Source organism: Novosphingobium sp. FKTRR1, assembly GCF_020404405.1.
Classification (GTDB): domain Bacteria; phylum Pseudomonadota; class Alphaproteobacteria; order Sphingomonadales; family Sphingomonadaceae; genus Novosphingobium.
The window spans coordinates 18,732-41,159 of sequence record NZ_JAIZDA010000026.1 but is presented as its reverse complement, the minus strand read 5'-3'; the positions used below and the strand labels follow the sequence as shown (position 1 = coordinate 41,159).

The 22,428-nt window shown below is 62.4% G+C and carries 22 protein-coding genes; 15 read left to right on the top strand and 7 right to left on the bottom strand.

The window, feature by feature from the left end; genetic code table 11:
• Nucleotides 1–50 precede the first annotated feature (50 nt).
• From LDN95_RS18330 to LDN95_RS18295, 8 genes are all read left to right on the top strand, one after another.
• Nucleotides 51–1,364, top strand: a complete 1,314-nt coding sequence (locus LDN95_RS18330; protein WP_226019013.1) for an amidohydrolase family protein — start codon at nucleotides 51–53, stop codon at nucleotides 1,362–1,364.
• A 14-nt stretch (nucleotides 1,365–1,378) separates the two neighbouring features.
• On the top strand, nucleotides 1,379–1,738 hold the full coding sequence (locus tag LDN95_RS18325) for a hypothetical protein (RefSeq protein WP_226019012.1): 360 nt from the start codon (nucleotides 1,379–1,381) through the stop codon (nucleotides 1,736–1,738).
• A gap of 134 nt (nucleotides 1,739–1,872) precedes the next feature.
• Nucleotides 1,873–2,991 carry a cytochrome P450 gene (locus LDN95_RS18320; protein ID WP_226019011.1) on the top strand — a complete coding sequence of 373 codons (1,119 nt, stop codon included), beginning with the start codon at nucleotides 1,873–1,875 and terminating at the stop codon, nucleotides 2,989–2,991.
• A 10-nt stretch (nucleotides 2,992–3,001) separates the two neighbouring features.
• A complete protein-coding gene (locus LDN95_RS18315) occupies nucleotides 3,002–4,477 on the top strand; it encodes an aldehyde dehydrogenase family protein (protein WP_226019010.1) in 1,476 nt (491 codons plus the stop codon).
• An 11-nt stretch (nucleotides 4,478–4,488) separates the two neighbouring features.
• Nucleotides 4,489–5,718, top strand: a complete 1,230-nt coding sequence (locus LDN95_RS18310) for a CaiB/BaiF CoA-transferase family protein (protein WP_226019009.1) — start codon at nucleotides 4,489–4,491, stop codon at nucleotides 5,716–5,718.
• Nucleotides 5,719–5,746: 28 nt separating this feature from the next.
• Nucleotides 5,747–6,727 carry an enoyl-CoA hydratase/isomerase family protein gene (locus LDN95_RS18305; protein ID WP_226019008.1) on the top strand — a complete coding sequence of 327 codons (981 nt, stop codon included), beginning with the start codon at nucleotides 5,747–5,749 and terminating at the stop codon, nucleotides 6,725–6,727.
• Nucleotides 6,724–7,647: a CoA transferase gene (locus LDN95_RS18300; protein ID WP_226019007.1), complete on the top strand. Its 924-nt coding sequence runs from the start codon at nucleotides 6,724–6,726 to the stop codon at nucleotides 7,645–7,647. The genes LDN95_RS18305 and LDN95_RS18300 overlap by 4 nt, the downstream gene beginning before the upstream one ends.
• Nucleotides 7,644–8,978, top strand: a complete 1,335-nt coding sequence (locus LDN95_RS18295; RefSeq protein WP_226019006.1) for an amidohydrolase family protein — start codon at nucleotides 7,644–7,646, stop codon at nucleotides 8,976–8,978. Before LDN95_RS18300 ends, LDN95_RS18295 begins: the two co-directional genes overlap by 4 nt.
• On the opposite strand, the gene LDN95_RS18290 is transcribed toward LDN95_RS18295, so the two are convergent.
• Entirely contained in the window at nucleotides 8,965–10,128 is a 1,164-nt protein-coding gene (locus LDN95_RS18290) for a thiolase family protein (protein WP_226019005.1), read from the bottom strand. The two genes, LDN95_RS18295 and LDN95_RS18290, sit on opposite strands and share 14 nt — an antisense overlap.
• Nucleotides 10,125–10,523 carry a Zn-ribbon domain-containing OB-fold protein gene (locus LDN95_RS18285; RefSeq protein ID WP_226019004.1) on the bottom strand — a complete coding sequence of 133 codons (399 nt, stop codon included), beginning with the start codon at nucleotides 10,521–10,523 and terminating at the stop codon, nucleotides 10,125–10,127. Before LDN95_RS18285 ends, LDN95_RS18290 begins: the two co-directional genes overlap by 4 nt.
• An 81-nt stretch (nucleotides 10,524–10,604) precedes the next feature.
• Here LDN95_RS18285 and LDN95_RS18280 point away from each other — a divergent pair, with 81 nt between their 5' ends.
• Complete coding sequence (locus LDN95_RS18280; protein ID WP_226019003.1) at nucleotides 10,605–11,666, top strand: hypothetical protein; 1,062 nt, start codon at nucleotides 10,605–10,607, stop codon at nucleotides 11,664–11,666.
• A gap of 5 nt (nucleotides 11,667–11,671) precedes the next feature.
• On the opposite strand, the gene LDN95_RS18275 is transcribed toward LDN95_RS18280, so the two are convergent.
• Entirely contained in the window at nucleotides 11,672–12,415 is a 744-nt protein-coding gene (locus tag LDN95_RS18275) for an SDR family NAD(P)-dependent oxidoreductase (RefSeq protein ID WP_226019030.1), read from the bottom strand.
• A 152-nt stretch (nucleotides 12,416–12,567) separates the two neighbouring features.
• Between LDN95_RS18275 and LDN95_RS18270 the strand changes: the two genes are divergently transcribed.
• Nucleotides 12,568–13,248 carry a TetR family transcriptional regulator gene (locus tag LDN95_RS18270; RefSeq protein WP_226019002.1) on the top strand — a complete coding sequence of 227 codons (681 nt, stop codon included), beginning with the start codon at nucleotides 12,568–12,570 and terminating at the stop codon, nucleotides 13,246–13,248.
• On the opposite strand, the gene LDN95_RS18265 is transcribed toward LDN95_RS18270, so the two are convergent.
• From LDN95_RS18265 to LDN95_RS18250, 4 genes are all read right to left on the bottom strand, one after another.
• Nucleotides 13,245–14,075 (bottom strand): coniferyl-alcohol dehydrogenase, encoded by an 831-nt coding sequence (locus tag LDN95_RS18265; RefSeq protein WP_226019001.1) that lies wholly within the window; start codon nucleotides 14,073–14,075, stop codon nucleotides 13,245–13,247. The two genes, LDN95_RS18270 and LDN95_RS18265, sit on opposite strands and share 4 nt — an antisense overlap.
• A gap of 103 nt (nucleotides 14,076–14,178) precedes the next feature.
• The gene (locus LDN95_RS18260) at nucleotides 14,179–14,967 is read right to left on the bottom strand and encodes an SDR family oxidoreductase (RefSeq protein ID WP_226019000.1); all 789 of its coding nucleotides are present in this window, start codon (nucleotides 14,965–14,967) and stop codon (nucleotides 14,179–14,181) included.
• 12 nt (nucleotides 14,968–14,979) lie between these two features.
• Complete coding sequence (locus LDN95_RS18255; RefSeq protein WP_226018999.1) at nucleotides 14,980–16,455, bottom strand: aldehyde dehydrogenase; 1,476 nt, start codon at nucleotides 16,453–16,455, stop codon at nucleotides 14,980–14,982.
• Between the two features lie 149 nt (nucleotides 16,456–16,604).
• Entirely contained in the window at nucleotides 16,605–17,801 is a 1,197-nt protein-coding gene (locus LDN95_RS18250) for a cytochrome P450 (RefSeq protein ID WP_226018998.1), read from the bottom strand.
• A gap of 64 nt (nucleotides 17,802–17,865) precedes the next feature.
• Between LDN95_RS18250 and LDN95_RS18245 the strand changes: the two genes are divergently transcribed.
• The 5 genes from LDN95_RS18245 to LDN95_RS18225 are packed head-to-tail and all read left to right on the top strand — an operon-like array spanning nucleotide 17,866 to nucleotide 22,423.
• The gene (locus LDN95_RS18245; RefSeq protein WP_226018997.1) at nucleotides 17,866–18,438 is read left to right on the top strand and encodes a TetR/AcrR family transcriptional regulator; all 573 of its coding nucleotides are present in this window, start codon (nucleotides 17,866–17,868) and stop codon (nucleotides 18,436–18,438) included.
• A gap of 52 nt (nucleotides 18,439–18,490) precedes the next feature.
• A complete protein-coding gene (locus LDN95_RS18240; protein ID WP_226018996.1) occupies nucleotides 18,491–19,255 on the top strand; it encodes an SDR family NAD(P)-dependent oxidoreductase in 765 nt (254 codons plus the stop codon).
• A gap of 8 nt (nucleotides 19,256–19,263) precedes the next feature.
• Nucleotides 19,264–20,778, top strand: a complete 1,515-nt coding sequence (locus LDN95_RS18235) for a class I adenylate-forming enzyme family protein (RefSeq protein ID WP_226018995.1) — start codon at nucleotides 19,264–19,266, stop codon at nucleotides 20,776–20,778.
• Nucleotides 20,775–21,608: an SDR family NAD(P)-dependent oxidoreductase gene (locus LDN95_RS18230; protein ID WP_226018994.1), complete on the top strand. Its 834-nt coding sequence runs from the start codon at nucleotides 20,775–20,777 to the stop codon at nucleotides 21,606–21,608. Before LDN95_RS18235 ends, LDN95_RS18230 begins: the two co-directional genes overlap by 4 nt.
• A gap of 20 nt (nucleotides 21,609–21,628) precedes the next feature.
• Nucleotides 21,629–22,423: an SDR family oxidoreductase gene (locus LDN95_RS18225; protein WP_226018993.1), complete on the top strand. Its 795-nt coding sequence runs from the start codon at nucleotides 21,629–21,631 to the stop codon at nucleotides 22,421–22,423.
• Nucleotides 22,424–22,428: the final 5 nt, after the last annotated feature.

Genomic DNA, 22,428 nt, shown 5'->3' with positions numbered 1-22,428 from the left:
TCAACTTTTGAGTCGCGAACAATGTGCGACCAAGAAGCGGGAGATCAGCGATGCGTATGGAAGACATGGTGATTGTCAGCGTCGATGATCACGCGATCGAGCCGCCAGAAGCGTTCATCCGCCACTATCCCGAAAGCAAGAAAGACCGCGCGCCGCGTATCGTCCAAAACGATGGCAAGGATGTCTGGCTGTGGAACGGCCAGCGCTACCCCACTATTGGCCTCAACGCCGTGGTCGGCCGTCCGCGCAGTGAATATGGAATGGAGCCAACGACCTTCGACCAACTGCGCCCAGGGACCTATGATCCCAAGTTCCGTGTCGATGACATGAATGCCAACGGCGTACTCGCCAGTCTCAATTTCCCGACAATGCCGAGTTTTGCGGGCGGGGTATTCGTCGGCATGGCGCAAAAGGACCCGGCCGAAGCCTTGCTGGCCTGCCGCGCGTGGAATGACTGGCACGTGCAGGAATGGTGCGCGAGTGCACCAGGACGCTTCATTCCGATGTGCTTGGTACCCGCCTGGGATATCGACGAGACGGTCCGGGAATTGAAGCGGATGAGCGCGCTAGGATGTCACGCCGTCTCGTTCTCCGACAATCCGGCGAATATCGGCCTACCTAGCATCCACAATGGCTACTGGGAGCCGTTCTGGAAGGCCTGTGAAGACCTCAAGATGGTGATCAACTGCCACATCGGCACCGGTGCGCGGGCACTGCATCCCAGCAGCGAAAGCCCGATTGATGCCTGGATCACCGCAATGCCGATCTCGATCGCCAATTCGGCGGCGGACTGGACATTCGCCAGTTTCTGGAAGCGCTATCCGGGGCTGCGCATGGCCTTGTCGGAAGGCGGGATCGGCTGGGTGCCTTATTTCCTCGAGCGCGCCGATTTCACGTATGCGCACCACCACGAGTGGACTTTCAGCGATTTCAACGGGGAACGCCCGTCTGATGTGTTCAAACGCCACATTATCTCATGCTTCATCGATGACCAGTTCGGGGTCAAGAACCTTGACTACATGAACACCGACATGGTTGCTTATGAATGTGATTATCCGCATTCGGACACGGTCTGGCCAAATGTACCGGAATACCTCTGGGCGTCGGTTAATAGCCTCGATCCGGTGCTTATTGACAAGATCACCCACCAGAACGCGATGCGCGAATACAGCTTCGATGCCTTCGCGCTGAACGGCGGCCGCGAGAACTGCACGGTCGGGCACCTGCGTGAACTCGGCAAGGACGTCGATGTACGCCCGCGTCACAATCTTGGCGGGCTCAAGACCGAGAGCATGGATGCGATCGGCAAGGCGCGCCGCGCGGTCACATCGGGCGATATCGAGAAGATGTTCGCCTCGGCCTGAAAGGGACAAGGACAATGATCCACCTTTTCCGGATTGCGCTCACGGCGCTCTGGGTGCGCTTGCTCGTTGGTACTTTCCACGCCGGGGAGACGCTCGGGTGGAGCAAGGCTGGCGACACCTTCTTTGGTGACATGACACATCCCTGGCGAGCACAGTTCAACACCGACTTCTTTTGCCTGCTGTTGCTGGTCGCAGCTTGGATGGTCTGGCGGGCCCAATCCCGGCCGCTTGGTGCTGTCTTCGCGGTGCTGTCGGTGATGGGCGGATGCCTGTTCACATTTGCCTATCTGCTGATTGAATCCTTCCGCACCAACGGCAATTTGGCAGCATTGCTGCTGGGCCGCCATTACATTGAACAAGGGGCTTCACGATGACCTGTCCGGTCGCCAGTGCGCCCGCCGATGCCCCAGCGGTGCCTGCGCACGTCCCGCCAGAACTGGTGCTCGACACGCGTTTCGCCAACGGCCAGCTCGCAAACGACTTGCCCGATCCTTACGCAGAAACCGACGTGCTGCGCGATCCCTCGTTCCCGCCGATCCACTACTATCCGTGGCCGACGAGCGGTAACCAGTGCGGGGCCTGGGTGGTGACCCGGTATGAGGATATTCGACGAGTCTACGAGGATAACGATCTGTTTTCGACAGAAGGGGTGGCACAGTTTCAGGCGCTGGCGGGTGAGACCTGGCCCTCAATCCCATTGGGTATCGATCCGCCCGATCACGCAAAGTACCGGCGGTTTCTCAATCCATGGTTCACGCCGGTAGCGATGAAGACAATGGAGCCGCGAATCCGCGCGATCATTGGAGAAATGATTGATGCGTTCTCCGCGCGGTGCGAGGTCGATATCGCCCATGATTTCGGGCGCGTATTTCCGGTCAAGGTGTTCCTTGATCTGATGGGCCTGCCGTTTGCCATGTTCGATCAGTTCCTCGCTTGGGAATGGGACATTCTGCACGAGCCTGACATTGCGACCAAGGCAGCGGCGGTGCGCAGCATTCTCGCTTATCTGCGCGGATTCATTGCCGAAAAACAGGTGGCGCCAGATGGGACGCTGGGTAGCTATATCGCCAATGGCGTGCTTGATGGCCAACCGCTGAACGTGGAGGAGGTGATCGGGATGACCTGGTTCCTTTGGCTTGGCGGGCTCGATACCGTGGCTTCATCGGTCAGCCAGATGTACCGCCGTCTCGGTATGGATCAGGCACTGCAGGCCCGCATTCGCGACAACCCTGCGACCATCTCCACTGCGGTCGAGGAGTTTCTGCGGGTCCAGCCGCTGGTTAATTCAGGCCGCAAGGTGAAACGTGATTTCGTCTGGCACGATGTGGCGATCAAGGCGGGAGACTGGGTTTCGGTCTACAACACGTCAGGCAATTTCGATCCCGCGCAGTTCCCCGATCCGCGCCGATTCGATCCCGAGCGTCAGGTCAACCGGCACTATACACTCTCTGGCGGCATCCATCTTTGCTTGGGCGCGCATCTCGCCCGGCGTGAGCTTAGAGTGCTGCTGGACGAATGGTTCACACGCATTCCGCAGCCCTTCCGGATCAAGCCCGGCACCGATACAACGGTCACGCCCGGCCTGCTCTCGATCCGCAATCTCCCGATCGTCTGGGACGTAGCCTGAGGATATCTCCATGACCTTCCTGAAACATCCCGGTTGCATCTACGTCGGCGGCGAATGGCAACAGACCGAGATCAGCGAGCCGGTGATCAACCCCGCCGATGAAAGCCTCCTCATCGAAGCGCCTGTGGGCAGCACGGCGCAAGTCGAGGCCGCGATAGCCGCAGCACGCGAGGCATTTGATCATGGCGATTGGCCGCGTCTTCCGGTGGCGCAGCGCCAGGCGATGATGACCCGCTTCCTTGATGCGATCGATGCGCGGCGCGAGGCGATTGTGGCGATGATAGTGGCCGAGGCCGGGGCGACCCAGATGCTCGCCGGGTTCCTGCAATACGGCATCCCGATGAAGCATGCCCGCCGCACGGTGGAACTCGCTAGCCGCCCGGCGATCACGCCTTTGCCGGTGGAACTGACCCCCAATGCACAGGGCACGACCACGCTGGGCACAGCGGTGATCAGCCGCGAGCCAGTGGGTGTGGTAGCTGCGATTTCGCCCTACAACTTCCCCTTCTTCCTCAATATTGGCAAAGTCGTCCCGGCACTGGTCGTCGGTTGCACGGTGGTGCTCAAACCGTCGCCTTATACGCCGATGGAGGCCCTGATCCTGGGTGAGATCGCCGACGAGGTTGGACTACCTAAAGGGGTGCTCAGCATCGTCACCGGGGATGTCGAAGCAAGCCGGCTGCTGACAAGCGACAAGCGGGTCGATCTGGTGCACTTTACCGGCTCTGACAAAGTCGGGGAAATGATCCAAGCGCAGGGTGCGCCCACGCTCAAGCGGATTGTGATGGAGCTGGGCGGAAAGTCGGCGCTGATCGTGCGCGCAGATGCCAATCTGCAGGAAGCAGCGATGGCGGCGCTGGGCGGCTTTACTATCCATTGCGGCCAGGGTTGCGCGCTTACCACCCGGCATCTCGTCCACAATGCGATCCGCCCGCAGTTCGTGGAAACTCTGAAAGCGATGATGGCGTATATCAAGATTGGTAACCCCGCCGATCCCTCCGTTTCCTACGGCCCGTTAATCCGCGAAGTCGCGCGCGCACGTACCGAGCGGTACGTGCAAATTGCACAGGACGAAGGCGCAACGCTGGTCGCGGGCGGCAAGCGTCCTGATGGACTAGAAAAGGGTTTTTTCTTCGAGCCGACGCTGTTCGACAACGTGAAGAACAACAGCCGTCTCGCACAGGAGGAAGTGTTCGGACCGATCGGGGCAGTGATCGGTTTCGACGATGACGATGAGGCGATTGCGCTCGCCAATGCCAGCGATTTCGGGCTCTCCGGCGCGATCTGTTCGGGCGATGCCGGCAAAGCATTCGAAATGGCGCTGCGCATCCGCACCGGCAGCGTCGCGATCAATGGCGGCGGCGGCACAATGCTTTCCGATGCGCCGTTCGGTGGGATCAAGCGCTCAGGTTATGGCCGCGAATACGGCGAGGATGGCCTCAACGAGTTCACCTATCAGAAGGTCATCAGCTTCCACGCTGCTTGAAGGGACAAGGCATGACCAAGGTAATGAAAGGCGTGCGCGTCCTGGAAGTGGCGCAGTTCACGTTCGTTCCGGCGGCGGGTGCGGTACTGACCGACTGGGGCGCCGACGTTATCAAAATCGAGCATCCGGTGCGCGGCGATGCGCAGCGCGGGATCAAGGAACTGCAGCGCCTTGCGGTCAATCCGCAGCGCTCCGCGCTTATGCAGCACCCCAACCGCGGCAAGCGCAGCGTGGGGATAGACATCTCGACCGCCGAGGGACGCGAACTACTCTATGAGATCGCCAAGACCTGCGACGTGTTTCTGACCAACTATCTCCCTTCGGCCCGCCAGAAACTGGGAATAGACCTTGAGCACATCCGCGCTGCCAACCCCAACATCATCTATGTTCGCGGCTCGGCCTTTGGCGAAAAGGGCCCCGAGCGCGACAAGGGCGGCTTTGATTCCACCGCATACTGGGCACGCGGCGGGTCGTCTATCCTGGTCACACCGAAGGAACTGGAAGGCCCGCTGCTCCAGCCCGGCCCTGCGTACGGTGACACGATTGGCGGCATGAACATCGCCGGAGGGATTGCCGCAGCGCTGTTCCACCGCGAGCGCACCGGCGAGGCTACCGAGGTCGATGTTTCGCTCCTTTCATCTGGGATCTGGGCAACTGCCTGCAGCATCGACGTGTGCATCGAACTCAAGACCAATCCCTTTGCCAACGCCCTGCCAGGGCAAGACGTAGTCGGCAGCAATCCGTTTATGGGGGTGTTCAAGACATCGGATGGTGGCTTTATCAATCTCACTGTGTTGTCCCCCTCGCAGCTGATCGAGGATACCTTTACGCACCTCGGTATTCCCGAATGCGCAGTTGATGCGCGCTTTGCGACTGTTGAAAAACTGTGGGAGAACTCGCTTGCCGCTTTTCATGAGGTCAAGAAAGCCATGGCCTCGCAGCCGTTCGCCTATTGGCAGGAGCAGCTCAAAACGATGAAGGGGCAATGGGCCGCCTACCAGTCGCCAGCCGATATCGAGCATGACGAGCAGGTTCAGGCGAACGGCTTCATATTCGAGGTTGAAAGCGCCGATGGCGGTGCGCCCATCAAGCTGGTTGCCAATCCGGTGCAGTTCGACAAGCAACCGGCCAGCAACACGCGTGCCCCCGAAGCCTCCGAACATACCGAGTTGTTTCTGATGGAACTGGGGCTCGAATGGGACCGGATCGAGGCGCTCAAGGGCAAGGGGGCCATTGCCTGATACCCTTGTTTGGCCGATGGAATGGGGGATGCCTAGTTTTCCATCCGACCTGCTTGGCGAGGAGGCGTTCTCGCCGATCTTCGGATCGCCGCTGGTTCTGCTCGTGCCCGGTGATCCGCTGCCGGCGGGTGCAATTGCTGTGCTGCTCGACTCCGAGGGGCTGCTGCCTGCTGTCGATCCAGCCGCCTATGACGCGATGGTTACGACCTGCGTCGATGCACCGTCGCCGTGGGTGCAGGTTCCGCCCCAGAGGCTCGCGGCGCAACTGGCAACGGTTCAGCAGGCAGTCAAGCAGTCGCCTATCGCAACCGCGATTCTTGCCCGCGTGTTGCGTCAGGCAGAGGGGCTGGCTTTCGATACGGCACTGGAGCTTGAATCGCTCGCCTATTCGGCTTTGCTGGGTGGCGGCGAGTTTACCCGTTGGTTGAGCGTGCTTGCTCGCGGGGGCCCAGGTGTTCAAGCCTGCGACCCGGTCAGCTTTGCGCGCGAGGGGGATCTGGTCACACTCACGCTAGCTTCACCCGGCAACCGCAATGCTATGACCGCAACGATGCGTGACGCACTGTATGAAGCGCTGGTCAACGTGCTGGAAGATCCCAGCCTCCCCGACCTTGTAGTTCGGGCCGAGGGCAAATGCTTTTCGACCGGAGGGTCGCTTGCTGAATTCGGAACAGCCGATGATCTGGCGCGAGCACATCTAGTCCGGACCCAGCGCAGTGCCGCGCGGGTGCTCCACCGCCTCGGTCATCGCGCGACGGTGCATATGCATGGTGCCTGCATCGGTTCGGGGATCGAGATTCCGGCTGCAGCGGCGCGGCGGATCGCGACGCCTGATCTGGTGGTACAATTGCCCGAACTTAGAATGGGCCTGATCCCTGGCGCGGGCGGCACGGTGACCCTGGCCCGTGCGATTGGGCGGCATCGCCTCTTCTGGCTGGTGCTCGGTGGCTTTCGGATCGGTGCGGGACAGGCGCTGGACTGGGGTCTGATTCAAGCGGTCGAAGCATGAGCGGGGCACTGGAGGCTATTCTGACGCCGCGCCTTGCGGGGCTTGGCTTGTCCGCTCGTGAATTGCTGGTTCGCGACGCGCCCGGCGGGCTGGACAGGCCAGGCATCCAATCGGCCAACCGGCATTGCCGCCTGCTGCCGGCGCGAGATGGCTGGGTTGCGCTCAATCTTGCGCGCGCCGAGGATCGGGAACTGGTTCCTGTCCTGTGCGGCAGCGAAAAGGAGCCTTGGGCAGCTTTGAAAGGTCTGGCGGCTGGAATTTCTGCAGCGACCTTCCGCGACCGCGCTGCGGAACTGCAGCTACCGGTCGCTGTGCTCGGGGAATGTATGGAGCAGGACCTAGCGCCAGTTGATCCGGTCTGCGCTCCGCGCAAGGTAGTGGATCTCGCCGCACTGTGGGCCGGGCCACTATGTGCCGGGTTGCTCGCGCGCGCCGGGGCTGCGGTTGTCCGGATCGAGAGCCTTGGCCGGCCCGACCCTACCCCGCAGGTCTCGCCTCTGCTTGATGCGCGGATCAACGCGGACAAGACCCGCCTCGCGCTCGACTTGCGCACACCGCAGGGTCGGGAGGAGTTGTACCAGCAAATCGCTAAGACGGATGTTCTTGTCACCAGTGCCCGCCCGGCAGCGCTTGCTCGACTAGGACTGGTTCCAGAAAAATGGCCGGACCTGACCTGGGTGGCGATCACTGCGCATGGCTTTCACGGCCCTGGCGCCGAGCGTGTCGGCTTTGGCGACGATTGCGCCGTGGCGGGCGGGCTGGTCAGCTGGGAGAGCGGCGAACCGGGCTTCCTGGGCGATGCTCTGGCCGATCCACTGACCGGATTTGAAGCGGCCCAGGCTGTGCTGGCGGGACAGCGCGGGTTGATTGACATGGCGATGGCGCGGGTCGCTGCGGCCTATGCTAGGCGGTTGGCGTGAGCACGATCCTTCGCCAGGTTCGTCCGTGGGGCGGAGCGTTGTGCGATATTCAGCTTGCCGACGGCATGATTGCGGCAATGGGCTGCGATGCGCCGCACGGTGCACCGGAAATCGATTGCCGCGGCGGCACGTTGCTACCGGGACTGCACGATCATCACCTGCACATTCTGGCGCTGGCCGCGCGGCGGCAATCGGTCGATCTGGCCGGGCTTACCAGCGAAGCCGCGATATGCGCCGCGCTTGCGGGCGCTCCGTCCGGGTCATGGCTGCGCGCGGTCGGTTATGACGAGCGCGCTGCCGGTCTCCCCGACGCAGCGCAGATCGATCGCTGGGTTCCTGATCGCCCGGTGCGCTTGCAGGACCGGACTGGCGCGCTGTGGGTGCTCAATTCCGCCGGGCTCGCGGCGCTGGACAGCAGTGCTTGGCCCCCGGGGGCAGAGCGCGATACGGCGGGACGACCGACCGGCCGGTTCTGGCGCGAAGACCGCTGGCTCGCGCGCGCGCTTCCACGCAGTCTGCCCGATCTGGCGGCGCTGGGCCATGAGCTCGCGGCGCTCGGGCTTAGCGGTCTGACCGATGCGGGTGCGCACAATGGGCCCGATGAGGCGCGGCTCTTGGCAGGCGCGCTGCCGCAGCGGCTCGTCTTGATGGGGAGCGAGGCGCTGGGGCGGGGCGACGGTTACACGCTCGGCGCGCTCAAGCTGCTGATTGACGAGCGCGACCCGCCTGAACTTGACGCGCTGGCTGTACGGATCGGCGAGGCCCGCAGGCAGGAGCGCGCTGTGGCCGCGCACTGTGTGACCGAAGCCGAATTGGCGCTGTTTCTCGCCGCACTGGAGGTTGCCGGCGGCGCACAGCAAGGCGATCGGATCGAGCATGGCGGGCTCATCCCGCACGCCTTTGTGCCGGTGATCGCCTCGGCCGGGCTAACCATCGTGACCAATCCGGCATTCATCCATGATCGCGGGGACCGCTATCTGGATACGGTTGCGTGTGAACAGCAGAACGACCTTTACCCTGCCGCACGGCTGGCGCGCGCCGGAATCGCGCTTCTTGGCGGGTCGGACGCGCCCTATGCCAGTGCTGATCCCTGGCTGGCGATGCGCACTGCGCGGGATCGCCGGACAGCCGGTGGCCGCCCGCTTGGGCAGGCGGAACAGCTCGAAGCGCTGGCAGCGCTGCGACTCTACTGCAGTGGAGCGATCATGCCAGGGACGCGCGCTGATCTGATCCTGTGCGATGGGACGTTGGCCGATGTGCTTGCCGATCTCACGGCCGATCGCCTGCGCACAGTGTTGATCGGGGGAGAGACCGTGTTCAGTCGCGATTGATCAGCATGGCGCCAGCGATGAAGCCGCCGCCCATAGCGCAAAGCGCTGTCTTGGCATCCGCCACTTGCCGAGCCCCGGCATGGCCCCACAGTTGCAGGCAGGTTTCGTGCAGCAGGCCGAAGCCATGGAGCCGACCGCCAGACATCTGCCCTCCGCCGGTATTGACCGGAAAGCGTCCGCCGTGGGCGATGTTGCCCTCGGCAATGAAGTCCTTGGCCTCGCCGTGACCGCAGAACCCCAGCGCTTCAAGCCACAGCGGAACGAAAATCGAGAAGCCGTCGTAGAGCCCGAGTACGTCGACATCGGCGGGTTTGAACGCGGTGCGCGCCCAAAGATCGGCCGCGGCATCGTGTGCACCCATGGTGGTGAGATCGGCGCGCTGGTCCCAAGTTTCCTGTGAGCGCAACGCCGATCCGAGCGCTTCGATCCGAAGCGGCGGCAAGCGGCAGTCCTTCGCCGCATCTCCGGCGGAAACGATCACCACCGCCGCACCGTCGATCGGAATGTCGCAATCGAACAGGCCCAGCGGGGTCGAGATCATTCGTGCTGCGAGGTAATCGTCCATCGTCAACGGCTTTTGCATAACCGCGGCCGGGTTCATCTGAGCGAACTGCCGCTCCGCCAGCGCGACCAGCCCGAGATGTTCGCGCGTCATGCCAAATTCATGGAAATAGCGCGTGGCCATCCAACCGGCCCAGTTCGAGGCGGACATCGCACCGACGGGGACCAGCCAACTCAGCCAACCGCCGATTTCCGCTCTGCCGGCTCCTGGAATGCTGGCACGGCGACCGGCGCTTTGTGACGAGCTTTCGGTCAGCGCGCGAAAGCAGAGTACGTGGCGGGCCTGTCCGGTCATGACCGCCATGGCTGCGGCCATGATCGGGGCCATTTGCGCTGGACCATCGGGTACGGCGGCGTGCCAACGGGTCTGGAGTCCGAGTGCGTTGCGGACTTCGCCCGTGCCAAGCGGTGACATGCCGGGTGAATTGTCCGCCTTGCCAGGATAAGTGCAGATACCGTCGATATCAGCGAGTGTCAGACCTGCCCGAGCGAGCGCCCGGTCGGCGGCATCGGCCAGATGGAGAATGGCCGGGCGGCCGGTGTTGCGGCCGATATCGGACATGCCGGTACCTGTGATGGCAGCCTTCATGCTGCGGTTCTTTCCAGGGGCATCCAGAGCGGAAGCCATACTTCGCCGCTAGGTTCGAACGCGATCCGCACCCGCTGGCCGATCTTGACGGCATCGGCTTCGCAGCCAGTGACCGGTGCTGTGACGCGCACCCCTCGCGCTCCGTCCACATCGACCACCGCGATCGCGAAGGGCACGACCATCCCGGGCATCCATGGCTGGTGGTTGACGGTGTAGGTGTAGATCGTCCCTGAACCTTCAACCGCGCGCGGACCCACATGGCGCGACTGGCAGGCCGGGCAAATCACTTGCGGCGGGTGGATCGCGTTCTGACAGTGGTCACAGAATGCGATCATCAATTGCCCGCGAGCACCCCCTGTCCAGAAGGCGGTGTTCTCGGCAGTCAGTTCGGGCAAGGGGCGCAAGAGATTCTCCAATTGGGGTTGCAACCTGTATAACTAGGTTTACTATTAATGTGAAACTGAAAGAGCACATCCATGACCAGCCTCACCGCTGACGCCTACGCCTTCCAGCCTGAAGACGATTGCTATCACGCGCTCTCGGACGATCCCTATGAAACCGAGACCAACTGGTGGTCGTGGAACGTGCCCGAGCGCAAGATCGGCGGCTGGATCCACACGCCCTATTATCCCAACCGCAAGACGGTAACCTGGCGGATATTTGTGTGGGACACGCGCGGCTATGATCCGGCACGGATGGCCTACTACAAGAAGGTGGAGGAAGCGCCGATGCCGGAAAATCCGGACCTTCGCGATATCACCTTTCCAGGCTCTGGCTACAGCCTGAAGATGCTTGTGCCGGGAATGAAGTATCATCTGCAATATGCTGATCACGAGCAGGACTTCGGACTCGATTTCGTGTTTAGCGGGGCGCATCCGCCTCGCCGATTCGAACCGGGCGAGCCGCCCTTCATCCACACCCCGCACTACGATCAGCTCGGCAAGGTCGAAGGCACGCTGCGGCTGGATGGCGAAGATATCCGGCTCGATTGCTGGTCGGTGCGCGATCGCACGTGGGGTCCGCGCGGGGGGCCCTATGCCCAGAGCAAGAAGCAGAGCTATGCCAATGATTTGGAGCGGGTGCGCGAACCCGGCGGGGCGCGCTGGCGCGAGATCGAGCGCGAGCGCGGGCGCGGGCGGATTCAGTACATTTTCGGCCATGCCGATGGCGACAGTGGCTTCCTCGGGTTCGTCCGACCGCAGGACGGCACCGCCGAGGGCTGGAGCCCGATGAACGGCGGCTACCTGCTGCGGGACGGGGTCTATGGAAACCTTGATGGAGCGCGCTGCCGTATGCGCTCGTTCCGCAATCCCGAAACCGGCTGGTGCAGTCATATGCAAGTCGAGATGGTCGACGATCTGGGCCGGTCCATGACCGCCGAAGGCACCGCGGTCAGCCAGATGAGCGAAGCCGGCTATGGTACGAACCAGCTGCTGCGCTGGGACTTCGACGGCAAGATCGGCTGGGGTGAGGACCAGGATGTGTGGAACCCGAAGCACTTCCAGCGCATGCTTCATGCACTGCGAGTTACACGCTAGTCCCCCTACTGCGCGCCCTCGGGCAGACCTTCCTCTGCCGCCCGGAGCTCAACCAAGTCTATGCTGACGTCGCGCGGCAGGGACAGGATCGAGACCAGCCCCCGTGCCATCGACCCTGGGCTAGCCGGTGAACCGGACATCGCCGCATGACCGGTTTGGACGATCTTGGCGAAGAACTTCTGCCGGGTCTCGTCTGACCAGCTATCACTGCCCATCCCGCCCGAGACCGAGCCAGAACGAAGCACGCTGATGCGGATGCCTTCGCTGCGCAGTTCCTCGCGCAGGCCCTCGGACAGCACTTCAACCGCAGCCTTGGTTGCAGCGTAAAGCGCAAGCATGGGGAAGGGACGGCGAACGCTTTCGCTGGAGATGTTGACGATCTGGCCTCGGGTGCGCCGCAAGTGCGGGATTGCGGCGCGGGTTGCCCAGGCCAAACCCAGCACGTTGACATCAATATGGCTGCGGATCAGCGCATCACTGCCTTCCTCGAAGGCAAAGGGATGATAGATCGCGGCGTTGTTAATCAGCACATCGATCTGTCCGAAGCGGCTGGCGGTCTCATCGATAGCTACCTTGACCGCATCCGGTGCGGTCACGTCGCAGGCGATGGCCGTGACAGCATCGCCCAGTTCCGCAGCAAGGCTATCGAGTTCCACCGACGGCCGGGCGAGCGCGGCCACTTTCATGCCGCATCCTGCCAGCGCAGCGACAAAATGGCGCCCCATCCCCTTTGATGCGCCGGTGACCACAGCGACCTTCCCTTGCAATTGCTCCAACTTGCTTCTCCCGCCAGAACCGGGGCCCTGTTCCCGCACCGTTTGATTGACGATACGTCAATTCCTTGCACGCCCGCAAGTTATCGCCGATGAGGAACCGCCCTTTCGTCCAAAGCAGGAACCCGATGACCGGAGCGGTCGAGACCAGCCTAAGCAAGTCTGCCCGCGCTCGCGCGGCGCGCTACAACCACTATGGCCAGAAGATTGGATCGAAAGGCGAAAGAACGCGCCAGACGCTGATCGACACCACGGTTGCCCTGCTCGAAACACATGGTCTGCGCGATGTTTCCGTCGCCGACGTGGCGCGTAGTGCGCAGACCTCACCCGCCACATTCTATGTCTACTTCCGCGGTGTACCCGAAGTCGTGCTTGCAGCGCTCGCTAGCGCGGCACAATCCACACCGGAGATTGACCAAGCGCTGGCCCAAGACTGGCTGGCCACAGGCGGCAAGCGGCTGGCCCGGACGTTCGTCGACGCCTATTGCGACATGTGGAACAGCAACCGCACCATATTTCGTGTGCGCAACTTGGCCGCCGAGGAAGGTGATGAGCGGTTTTACCGTGCTCGGATGGAAGCAGCGCTGCCAATCATGACCGGTTTGACCGCATTGGTCAAAAAAGCACAAACAGACGGCCTCGTGCCGCGAGACCTCAAGCCACGCTCCTGCGGCGCCACCATTCTGATGATGCTGGAACGCCTTGCCGCAGTCGGGCCGATGGCCCGAGAGGACGATGACATCTCGTATGACGCGCTTCGCGCGGCGGCGGCACACACCGTTGCCATGATGCTGGGGGCGGGAGCTTAACCTGTAGCTGCGTCGGCCAGCATCTGTTCCATGTTGAGCACGCCGGTGGACAGGCCGCCGGAAAGGCCAGCGTCGACCGCTAAGCAAGCGCCGCTCACAAAGCTCGCTGCATCGCTGCACAGCAGGATCAGCGGAAGTGCCTGTTCCAGCGGTGAGGACGGGCGGCCTTTGGCTTTCGAAAAGGCACCGAGCACTGCATCGCCGGCAATCTTGCGAAACTCGCCCAGCATCGGCGTGTCGATCGGGCTGGGCATCGTGCAATTGATCCGGATATCGCGTTCCATCAAGCGTGGCGCGAGCTGCTGGGTCCAGGTGTTTATCGCTTCCTTGGACAAGCCATAAGAATCCCCGGCGCGTTCGGCGTTGGCGGTATACCAAGCCCGCGCCCCAGCAAATTCGGTGAGGTCCATGAACTCCTTGAGCAAGTCCTGACGCATGAGATAGCGCATCCCTGCCAGCGAGGAGACCGAGACGATCGCGCCGCCCTTGCGGATCCGAGGTAGCCAAGTCTCCGTCCATAGCCGTATTCCAAGGAAGTTGACCGTGATTACGTCCTCGCCAGGAAAGGTTTGCGGGAGGCCGGACACATTGAAAAGGCAATCAACGTCCCCGCCGATGGCGGCGACGCCGGCTGCAATCGAGGCTGGGTCTTTGAGGTCGACAGTCGTGAACGACGCCAGTCCCTCCACCGGAGAGGGCCGGATATCGGCGCCATGGACTTCTGCACCCAGCGCGACCAATTGCCGAGCGCAAGCTTCGCCGGTGCCAGAGAAACACCCCATCACCACAACGCGCTTGTCGGCATAACCGAGGATATCGACGGCCATTGGTCTCTCCCGCTAACTATTCTGCGCGCATCGAATACTGCGCCGTCCGGCCTGGCTCAATGCAAAAATTGACATAGCGTCAACTTTCTGGCGCAGCCGGTTTTCAGCCACGCATTACCCAGCCGCCGTCGACGTTGATCACTTGGCCGGTCATCCACCGTCCAGCTTCGGACACCAGCAGCAGCAATGCGCCGCACAAGGCGTCGGGGGTGTCGCGTCCCTGAATCGGGGTGCGTGCCTCGACGTACTGGACCAGTGGGCTGTCGTCGGGGGTCAGCACCAGACCTGCGTCGGTCTTGGTCATGCCCGGTCCTATCGCATTCACGCGGATCCCCTGGCTGCCAAGTTCGGTTGCCAGCGCGGTGGTCGCGCCATGGAGCGCAATCTTTGTGACGCCGTAGAAGGTCTGGGCCGGATAGGCCCCGGCCGAAACCTGGTTGACGATTGAGCCGCCGCCACGCTCGGCCAGGAACGGCGCCACCACTTGCGCGCAATTGATCGCGCCCCAGACGTTCACCGCCATCCCCTTGTTGAAGCGTTCGCGGTCAGTCTGGATCAGCGGCTTGTCGACAATTTCGACCATCAAGGCGGCATTGTTGACGAGGATATCGATCCCGCCGAATTCCGCTTTGGCCTTGTCCGCCATCGACTGGACCGAAGCCGCGTCGGTGATGTCTACTTGAACAGCCAGCGCCTTTCCGCCAGCTGCAACGATCTCGTCCGCAACACTTTGCGCGCCACCGCCGTTGAGGTCGGCGACGACCACGGCCGCCCCGGCATTCGCGAGCGCCACCGCATAGGCCCGCCCGATCGAATTGCCGCGTCCGCCCGCGCCGGTGACGATTGCCACTTTGCTATCGAGCCTGAAATTGTCGTTGGTGAAATCTGCCATTGCCTGTTCTCCCTATGCGCCGAAGATCGGCGCGCCGACACCGATCGTGACGGTCTTGTAGTGTAGAAACTCGTCTATCCCGGCCTTGCCGCCTTCTTTGCCAAAGCCGGAAATGCCGACCCCGCCGAAGGGCGTGTGCGAATTGATCTGGAACCCGCCGTTGACGTAGACCCCTCCGGCATGCAGCCGTTCAGCAATCCGGTGGACGCGCTGCAGATCGTTCGATTGGATGTAGGCGGCGAGGCCGTATTCACTGTTGTTGGCGATGGCGATTGCCTCTTCCTCGGTGTGGAACTTGAGGATCGCGACGGCGGGCCCGAATATCTCGACCTGCGCGATTTCGTGATCGGGATCGACATCGACCATGATCGTCGGCTCGATGAAGTTGCCGCTGGCGAGTTGCCCCCCGGCGCGCTTGCCGCCGATCAGGAACTTGCAGGCCTTGTCGGCTGTCGCTCGGTCGAACATGCCGGTGATCCGGTCGACTGCCGCCTTGTTGATAACAGGGCCAACCATAACGCCCGGGTCCATCGGATTGCCGACTTTGAACTGCTTTACGATGGCAACCATTCGCTCGACGAACTCATCATACACGTCGGCGTGGACCACTTGGCGGGTGGGGAGCGCACAGCCTTGCCCGGCGAGGCAGCCAATCGTCCAGAACACGGCGCGTTCTGCGGCGGCCTGCAGATCGCAATCCGGGAAGACAAGGCTTGCGGACTTGCCGCCAAGCTCCATGACCGTGGGCTTGATCTGCTCGGCCGCGGCGGCGAGGATTTTGCGCGCGGTATTGGGCCCGCCGGTAAAGCTGATCTTGCGGACTTTGGGATGGCGCACGATAGCCTCGCCCGCCTCACCCGTGCCAGGCAATATGGAGATCACGCCGTCGGGAATCCCGGCCAGCGCGCAGCATTCTGCGAAAAGTTCGGGGGCGAACGGGGTGATCTCGGCAGGCTTGACGATCACGCAGTTACCGGCGGCGAGAGCCGGAGCGACTTTCATGCCGAGGCCGATCAGTGGCCCGTTCCAGGTGTTGATGATCCCGACGATCCCGATAGGCTCAGGCACTGAATAGGAAAATTCGCCGCGCGTATCGAATGTGCTCATGACGTCGCCAGTCAGTTTGTCGCACCATCCGGCGTAATAGCGCACCCAAGCCGCTGCGACTTGGACCCCGTGCTCGCCCTGCATCAGCGGAGTGCCGCCATCGAGCGCCGCCATTTCCGCGAATGTGGTCTTTTTCTCCATCATCAGGTCCGCGAGCTTCGTCAGCATCGCGCCGCGCGCTTCGGGGGATGTGCGGCGCCAGCCTTCACGGGCGGCGTCAGCCCTCTCGACCGCGATCTCGATTTCGGCTGGCCCGGCCAGCGGGATCTCGGCAAGCGCATCGCCGCTTACAGGATGGATATGCATCCGGCTTCCGCCAGAGCCGGTAAGGCGCTTTTCATGTCCGAGGTGGAGGTGGACGGCAGGTATGGCGGTGCTCATGGGGGTACTCCGGATTTGGGATGGTCTATCTGGTGAAGGCGAGGATCAGGCCGCCATCAGGGCCGGAGCTGGTCGCTATTCGCTGGCCAGGGCGCGCAGTGCTATAATCGTGGTAGCGGGCACCATTCGCATCGGCGTGCCCTGGCGCACTATCCGGCGTCCCATTCTAGCTGCAACGCCTCTAAGGCCTGCACCGATCCGCCGCGAAATTGCATCGTCTGATCGCCGGCCAAGCGGAAGTGGCCGATCTTGCGGGCCCAAGTCTCGTAGAAGATGGTCATCTCAAGACGGGCGAGGTGTAGGCCAAGGCAGGTGTGGATGCCCGATCCGAAGCCGGCGTGGCGGCAGCTCGGCCGATCCAGCCGCACGTCAGCGGGGCATGAAGTCAACTTTTCGTCCCAGCCGACCATATGCAGCGGAACTAGTACGGAATCACCGGTATAGACTTTCACGCCGGCGATTTCGGTGTCTTGTGTGATGTAGCGCGGCGTTGATACGAACGTATAGCGACGCATCAACTCCTCTATGATGGCAGGAATCGCCGCGGGATCCTCGATCATCCGGGTGCGTAGCGCATCGTCGCTTGCCAGATGGCGCATGCCGAAAGTCAGCGCGTTGACCACTGTATCGAGCCCGGCCAGAAACATCAGGAAGCCGATCGATATGAGCTCGTCCTGAGTCAGCTTTCGGCCTTCGAAATCGATCTCGATCAGCGTTGAGATCAGATCGTCCTTGGGCTCTGCCCGGCGCGCCTCGATCAGCTGGACCAAGGTGCCCAGGATTTGCATAGACAGCTCAAGCCGTCGTTCATCGGATACGTGTGTACCGAAATACTCGTTCACAATCCCGCGGAAGAGATCGAACTGGTCCAACGGAAATCCGAACAATTCCATGAACACAGACACCGGAAACCGCGATCCGAGAGCATCCACAAACTCGCACGTCCCTTTGGCTGCAACGTCGTCGACCAGGCGTTCAGCCCATTCACGGATGCGCGGTTCGAGCGGCTCGATCGCCTTGCTCTCGAAGAACGGGCGGAGCAGTTGGCGATAGGGGCGATGCTCGGGCGGATCGAGTGATTCCGGAATCATTCTGGGCTGGTTGGGGTTGGGCGGGATCGAGAGAAATTTGCTCGAGAACCGGTCCGGATGGCGCAGCACTTCTATCGCCGCATCGGCGCTCGTCACGACCCAATGCCCGCCGTGCGCCGGGGTCCAGAAGACCGGTGGCGCATTCTGTTTGAGATCCCAGTAAGCGGCATGGACGTCGGCCATGATCGCTGGGTCGTTGACGAAGTCGAATTCGTAAACCGGCTCGCGCAGGCGCTCAGGTGCAAGGGTCGCCATCGAATCGCACTCCTCTCGTTTATGTCCTTGCCTCTAAGTAAACGGTGGTTTACATAGCATGTCAATGCCTGAATCCACACTTGAAACTGCTCTCCGGCCCCAGCGTGATGCGCAGCGCACACGCACCGCGATCCTTGCGGCGGCGCAGGACGCCTTTTCGACTCGTGGCTATACCGATACTGGCGTGCGCGAGATCACGGCCGCGGCCGGGGTCAATCCAGCACTCGTGAGCCGCTACTTCGGCTCCAAGGAAAGGCTCTATGAAGCGGCGCTTTCCGAGCTGCTGGACACAAAGCAGGTGATAGGATTGCCAAGGGAATCGTTTGGTATGGCGGTGGTTGATCTGCTGACCGACAGCCAGCGGAGCCGGCGCAACCCCCTGCCGATGATGATGCTAGCCAGTGCCGATCCCACGGCGCGGGCAATAACCGACCGCCTGCTGAAAGAGCTTTTTCTCGAGCCCTTGGCTCACTGGTACGGACAGGAGCGCGGCGAGGGAAAGGCGACCTGTTTCGCTGCGCTCGCCTCGGGTCTTACGCTTTACCGCGAACTCTATCCGCTAAACGCTTTCGGAGTGCAGATGTCGGCGGAAACGCGGGCGTGGCTAGTTGCGGCATTTCAATCCCTGATCGATTGAGCGACGATAAACAGTTATTGCACTAGGTAAGATATCTCGGCACAATCGCGCTATGGGATGTCTGGATGGAAAGACCGCGCTCGTCACCGGCGGCGCAAGGGGAATCGGCGCTGCGATCGTGCGCCGATTGGCGGCGGAAGGCGCAACTGTCGCGTTCGTGTGGCGTGGGGCGCAGGACGCTGCCGATGCGCTCGTCGCCGAGATTGCCGCCGCCGGAGGCACGGCCCTTGCGATCAAGGCTGATGTTTCCGATGGCGCCTCGATCGTGGCGCTGTTCGCCCTCTGCGATGCGCAGTTCGGCCCTGCGCCAAATCTCGATATTCTGGTCAACAATGCTGGGGTCGGTAGCGACGGCGAGGACGCCAGCCTGAAGGGCGGGTCGGAAGAACTCTTCGACCGGATGATGGCAGTCAACGCCAAGGGGCCCTATCTGGTCACCCAGGCTGCGCTGTCTCGCCTTCGCGACCATGGCCGGGTGGTCAATATCGGCTCGATCTCGGGCAAAGTGGCGCAGCATTTCGCGGCGGGCTATGCGATGTCCAAGCGCGCCTTGCAGAGCCTGACTTTCTCCACTGCTGTCGCGGTCGCCAAGCGCGGGATCACCTGCAACCTGATCGCCCCCGGCGCCGTGGCTACCCAATTTATCGCCAAGCTGCGCGAGCGGCCGGGGTTTGACGAGGCCAATGCCAAGACCACGCCGATGGGTCGGATGGGTCAGCCCGACGATATTGCTGGCGCCGTCATGATGCTGTGCCGCGAGGAAGCGCGCTGGGTTACCGGCAACGTGATCGAGGCGGCTGGCGGGCTCGCCCTCTGATGGCCCTCATGACGGACAAGCTGCGCGCAATCATGGCGCTCGATCCTCAGCGGGCAGAGATCGATTTTGAGGGTGCGGACTACACTTGGAGCGACCTGGCGCGCGTCGTAGGAGCGCTCGAGACCGCGCTTGAGCAAATGGAGTTGCCGGCCGAGGCCCGTGTTGGAATACTGCTGCGCAACCGGCCCGGCCATATAGCGGCTATTCTGGCCGTGCTGGCATCGGACCGCTGCCTCGTCTCGCTCAATCCGGTTCTGCCCGATGCCAAGCTCTTTGGGGATATTGAAGGACTGGGCCTGCCTGCGATCATTGCCGATGAAAGCGATCTGGAGCGGTCTGGCATCGTTGATGCGCTAAGCCGGGCGGGCAGCGCGGTGATTGCGATCGGGGCGCGGCTGGAAGGCATGCGGTTGCTTCCCGGCCACGAAGTGCCGCGCTGCGCTGTCCAGACGTCGCCGGGGGTGGCGATCGAAATGCTGACCAGCGGTACGACCGGCGCGCCAAAGCGGGTGCCGCTCACCCGCGCCTCGTTCGACGCGAGCTTCGCCGGGTTCACCCGTTACGAACGCGGTCGCGATTTTGCCGATTCGCCGCAGTTGCGTTCGGGCGTAACGATGGTCAACAACCCGCTCACCCACATCGGCGGAATTTATGGCTGCATCGGCGCTCTGGCCGCTGGCCGCAAGATCAGCCTGCTGGAGAAATTCACCGTCGAAGGTTGGGTTGAGGCGGTCCGCCGCAACCGGCCCAAAGTGGCCGGCGCGGTCCCTTCCGCTATTAGAATGTTGTTGGAGGCGGATGTTGACACCGATGCGCTGTCCAGCCTCACTGCGATGATTAGCGGGACCGCCCCACTCGCGCCTGAACTGGTCGACGCGTTCTTCGACAAGTACGGGATCCCGATTCTGGCGAACTATGGTGCGACCGAATTCGCCGGTGCCATTGCAGGCTGGTCGCTTGATGATTTCAAGGCGCACTGGAAAGCGAAACACGGTTCGGTCGGCCGAGTTCATACGAACATCAGCGCTCGCGTGGTCGGTCCGGAAAATGGGTTGGAGTTGCCTCATGGCGAAGAAGGCCTGCTCGAACTGAAGGGCGATCAGTTGGGGCCAAGTTTTGCAAAAGATGGTGAAGCCTGGCTGCGCACCACCGACCGCGCCGTGCTCGATGGTGACGGCTTTCTATTTATCAGCGGTCGCGCTGACAATGCAATCATCCGCGGCGGTTTCAAGATCCATCCGGACGACGTGGTCCAGGCGCTACATCAGCACCCGGCGGTGCGTGAAGCGGCGGTGGTGGGTGTGGCGGATGCGCGGCTCGGTGCGGTTCCAGCTGCGGCAATCATCCTGCGGGCCGGGATCGATCGCCCCGACCCGGAAGTTCTCAAGGCTTTCCTGAAGGAGCGCCTGATCGCCTATCAGGTCCCATTGCACTACCGTTTCGTCGAGGATTTTCCCCGAACACCATCGATGAAGCCCTCTGCTCCCGGCCTCAGGGCGCTGTTCGAAGAGCCGGAGGCATGAGCGAATTTGCTGGACGCTGTGTGATCGTGACCGGCGCCGGGCGCGGGATCGGGCGGGGCATCGCTGAGGCCTTTGCGGCCGAAGGCGCGCATGTTCTGCTTGGTGCGCGGACCCTTTCATTTGCCGAACAGGCGCGCGCCGCGATAGTGTCGGCAGGCGGTCGGGCAGAAGTCTGCGGGCTCGACGTCAAGAACCACCAATCGTGCCGCGATCTGGTGACGACTGCTGTTGCCCTGTTTGGCCGGGTCGATGTGGTCGTGCACTGCGCGGCGGAAATCGCGCACGGCGGACTTGGCGCGGTCAGTGACGAGGCAATGGAAGCCGGCTTTGCCTCGATCGCCAAGGCGGCCTGGTGGCTGCTTGATGCAGCTAGGCCGCAGCTTGCTGCGGCACCGCAGGGCGGCCGCTTCATTGCAATTGGCTCGGTCAACGGCACGTTCGTCACTGTTCCGCACATGACTGCCTATGGCATGGCGAAGGCCGCACTTGATGCTTTTGTGCGCGGCGCGGCTGGCGATGTCGTTCGCGAGAATATCACCGTCAATGCGATCAGTCCGGGGCTCGTTGCCAGTGACAACGCTTTGCGCGTGCTGGGGCCGGAGGGGCTTGCCGCCTATGGCGCGACGATACCGGTCGGTCGCGCCGGAACGCCAGCAGATGTTGCCCATGCCTGCTTCTATTTCGCCTCTGAGAAGGCGGGATACTGCACCGGTACCACGTTGAAGCTCGACGGCGGTGCTTCTGTCGCGTTGCGCGGCGAGGGCGGCGAAGATGATGTTTTGCAGGTGCGGCTCAAAGCGCAGCAGCACGTCCTGCCCGAACCCGATTAAATGCAGTCAGGAGCACACCCATGAAGATCGATAGTTCCATTGCCGCCGTGGTCACCGGGGCCGCATCAGGGCTTGGTCGAGCGAGTGCCGAAGCGCTTGCCGCCGCTGGGGTCAAGGTTGCTGTGTTTGACATGAACGAGGAGGCTGGCGAAGCTGTCGCGCAGGCAATCGGCGGTGTGTTCTGCCAGGTGGATATCACCTCGGAAGAAAGCGTCGAGGCCGGTTATGCCAAAGCCCGCGCTGCGCATGGTCAGGAACGGATCGTGGTCCACTGCGCCATGGTGACTGGCGGGGGCAAAACCATCTCGTTCAACAAGGAAACGGGCGGCTACAAGCGCACTCCGACCGAAATGATCGCTCGCTCGGCGGATGGCATCTTCACCGCGAGCTATCGGATTGCGTCGATTGCCGCGCTGGGGATGGCCAATTCCGACCCGATCGGCGATGATGGCGAGCGCGGCTGCATCATCATGACCTCCTCGGCCGCATCGCAGGACGGGCAGATCGGGCAAGTCGCCTATGGCGGCGGCAAGGGGGCAGTCAACGCCATGGTTTTGCCGATGGCGCGCGATCTGATGGATGTCGGGATCCGCGTGAACGCGATTGTGCCCGGGATCTTCGCCACGCCGCCAATGTTGGGAGTGAAGGAAAAAGCGCCCGCCATCTTTGCCGGGCTGGAGGCATCCGTTCCATTTCCCAAGCGCCTCGGACGGCCCGACGAGTTTGGCAGTCTCGTGCTCGAACTCGCGCGCAATACCTACTTCAATGGCCAATGTATCCGCCTCGATGGCGCCATCCGCATGCCTCCCAAGTAAGGATC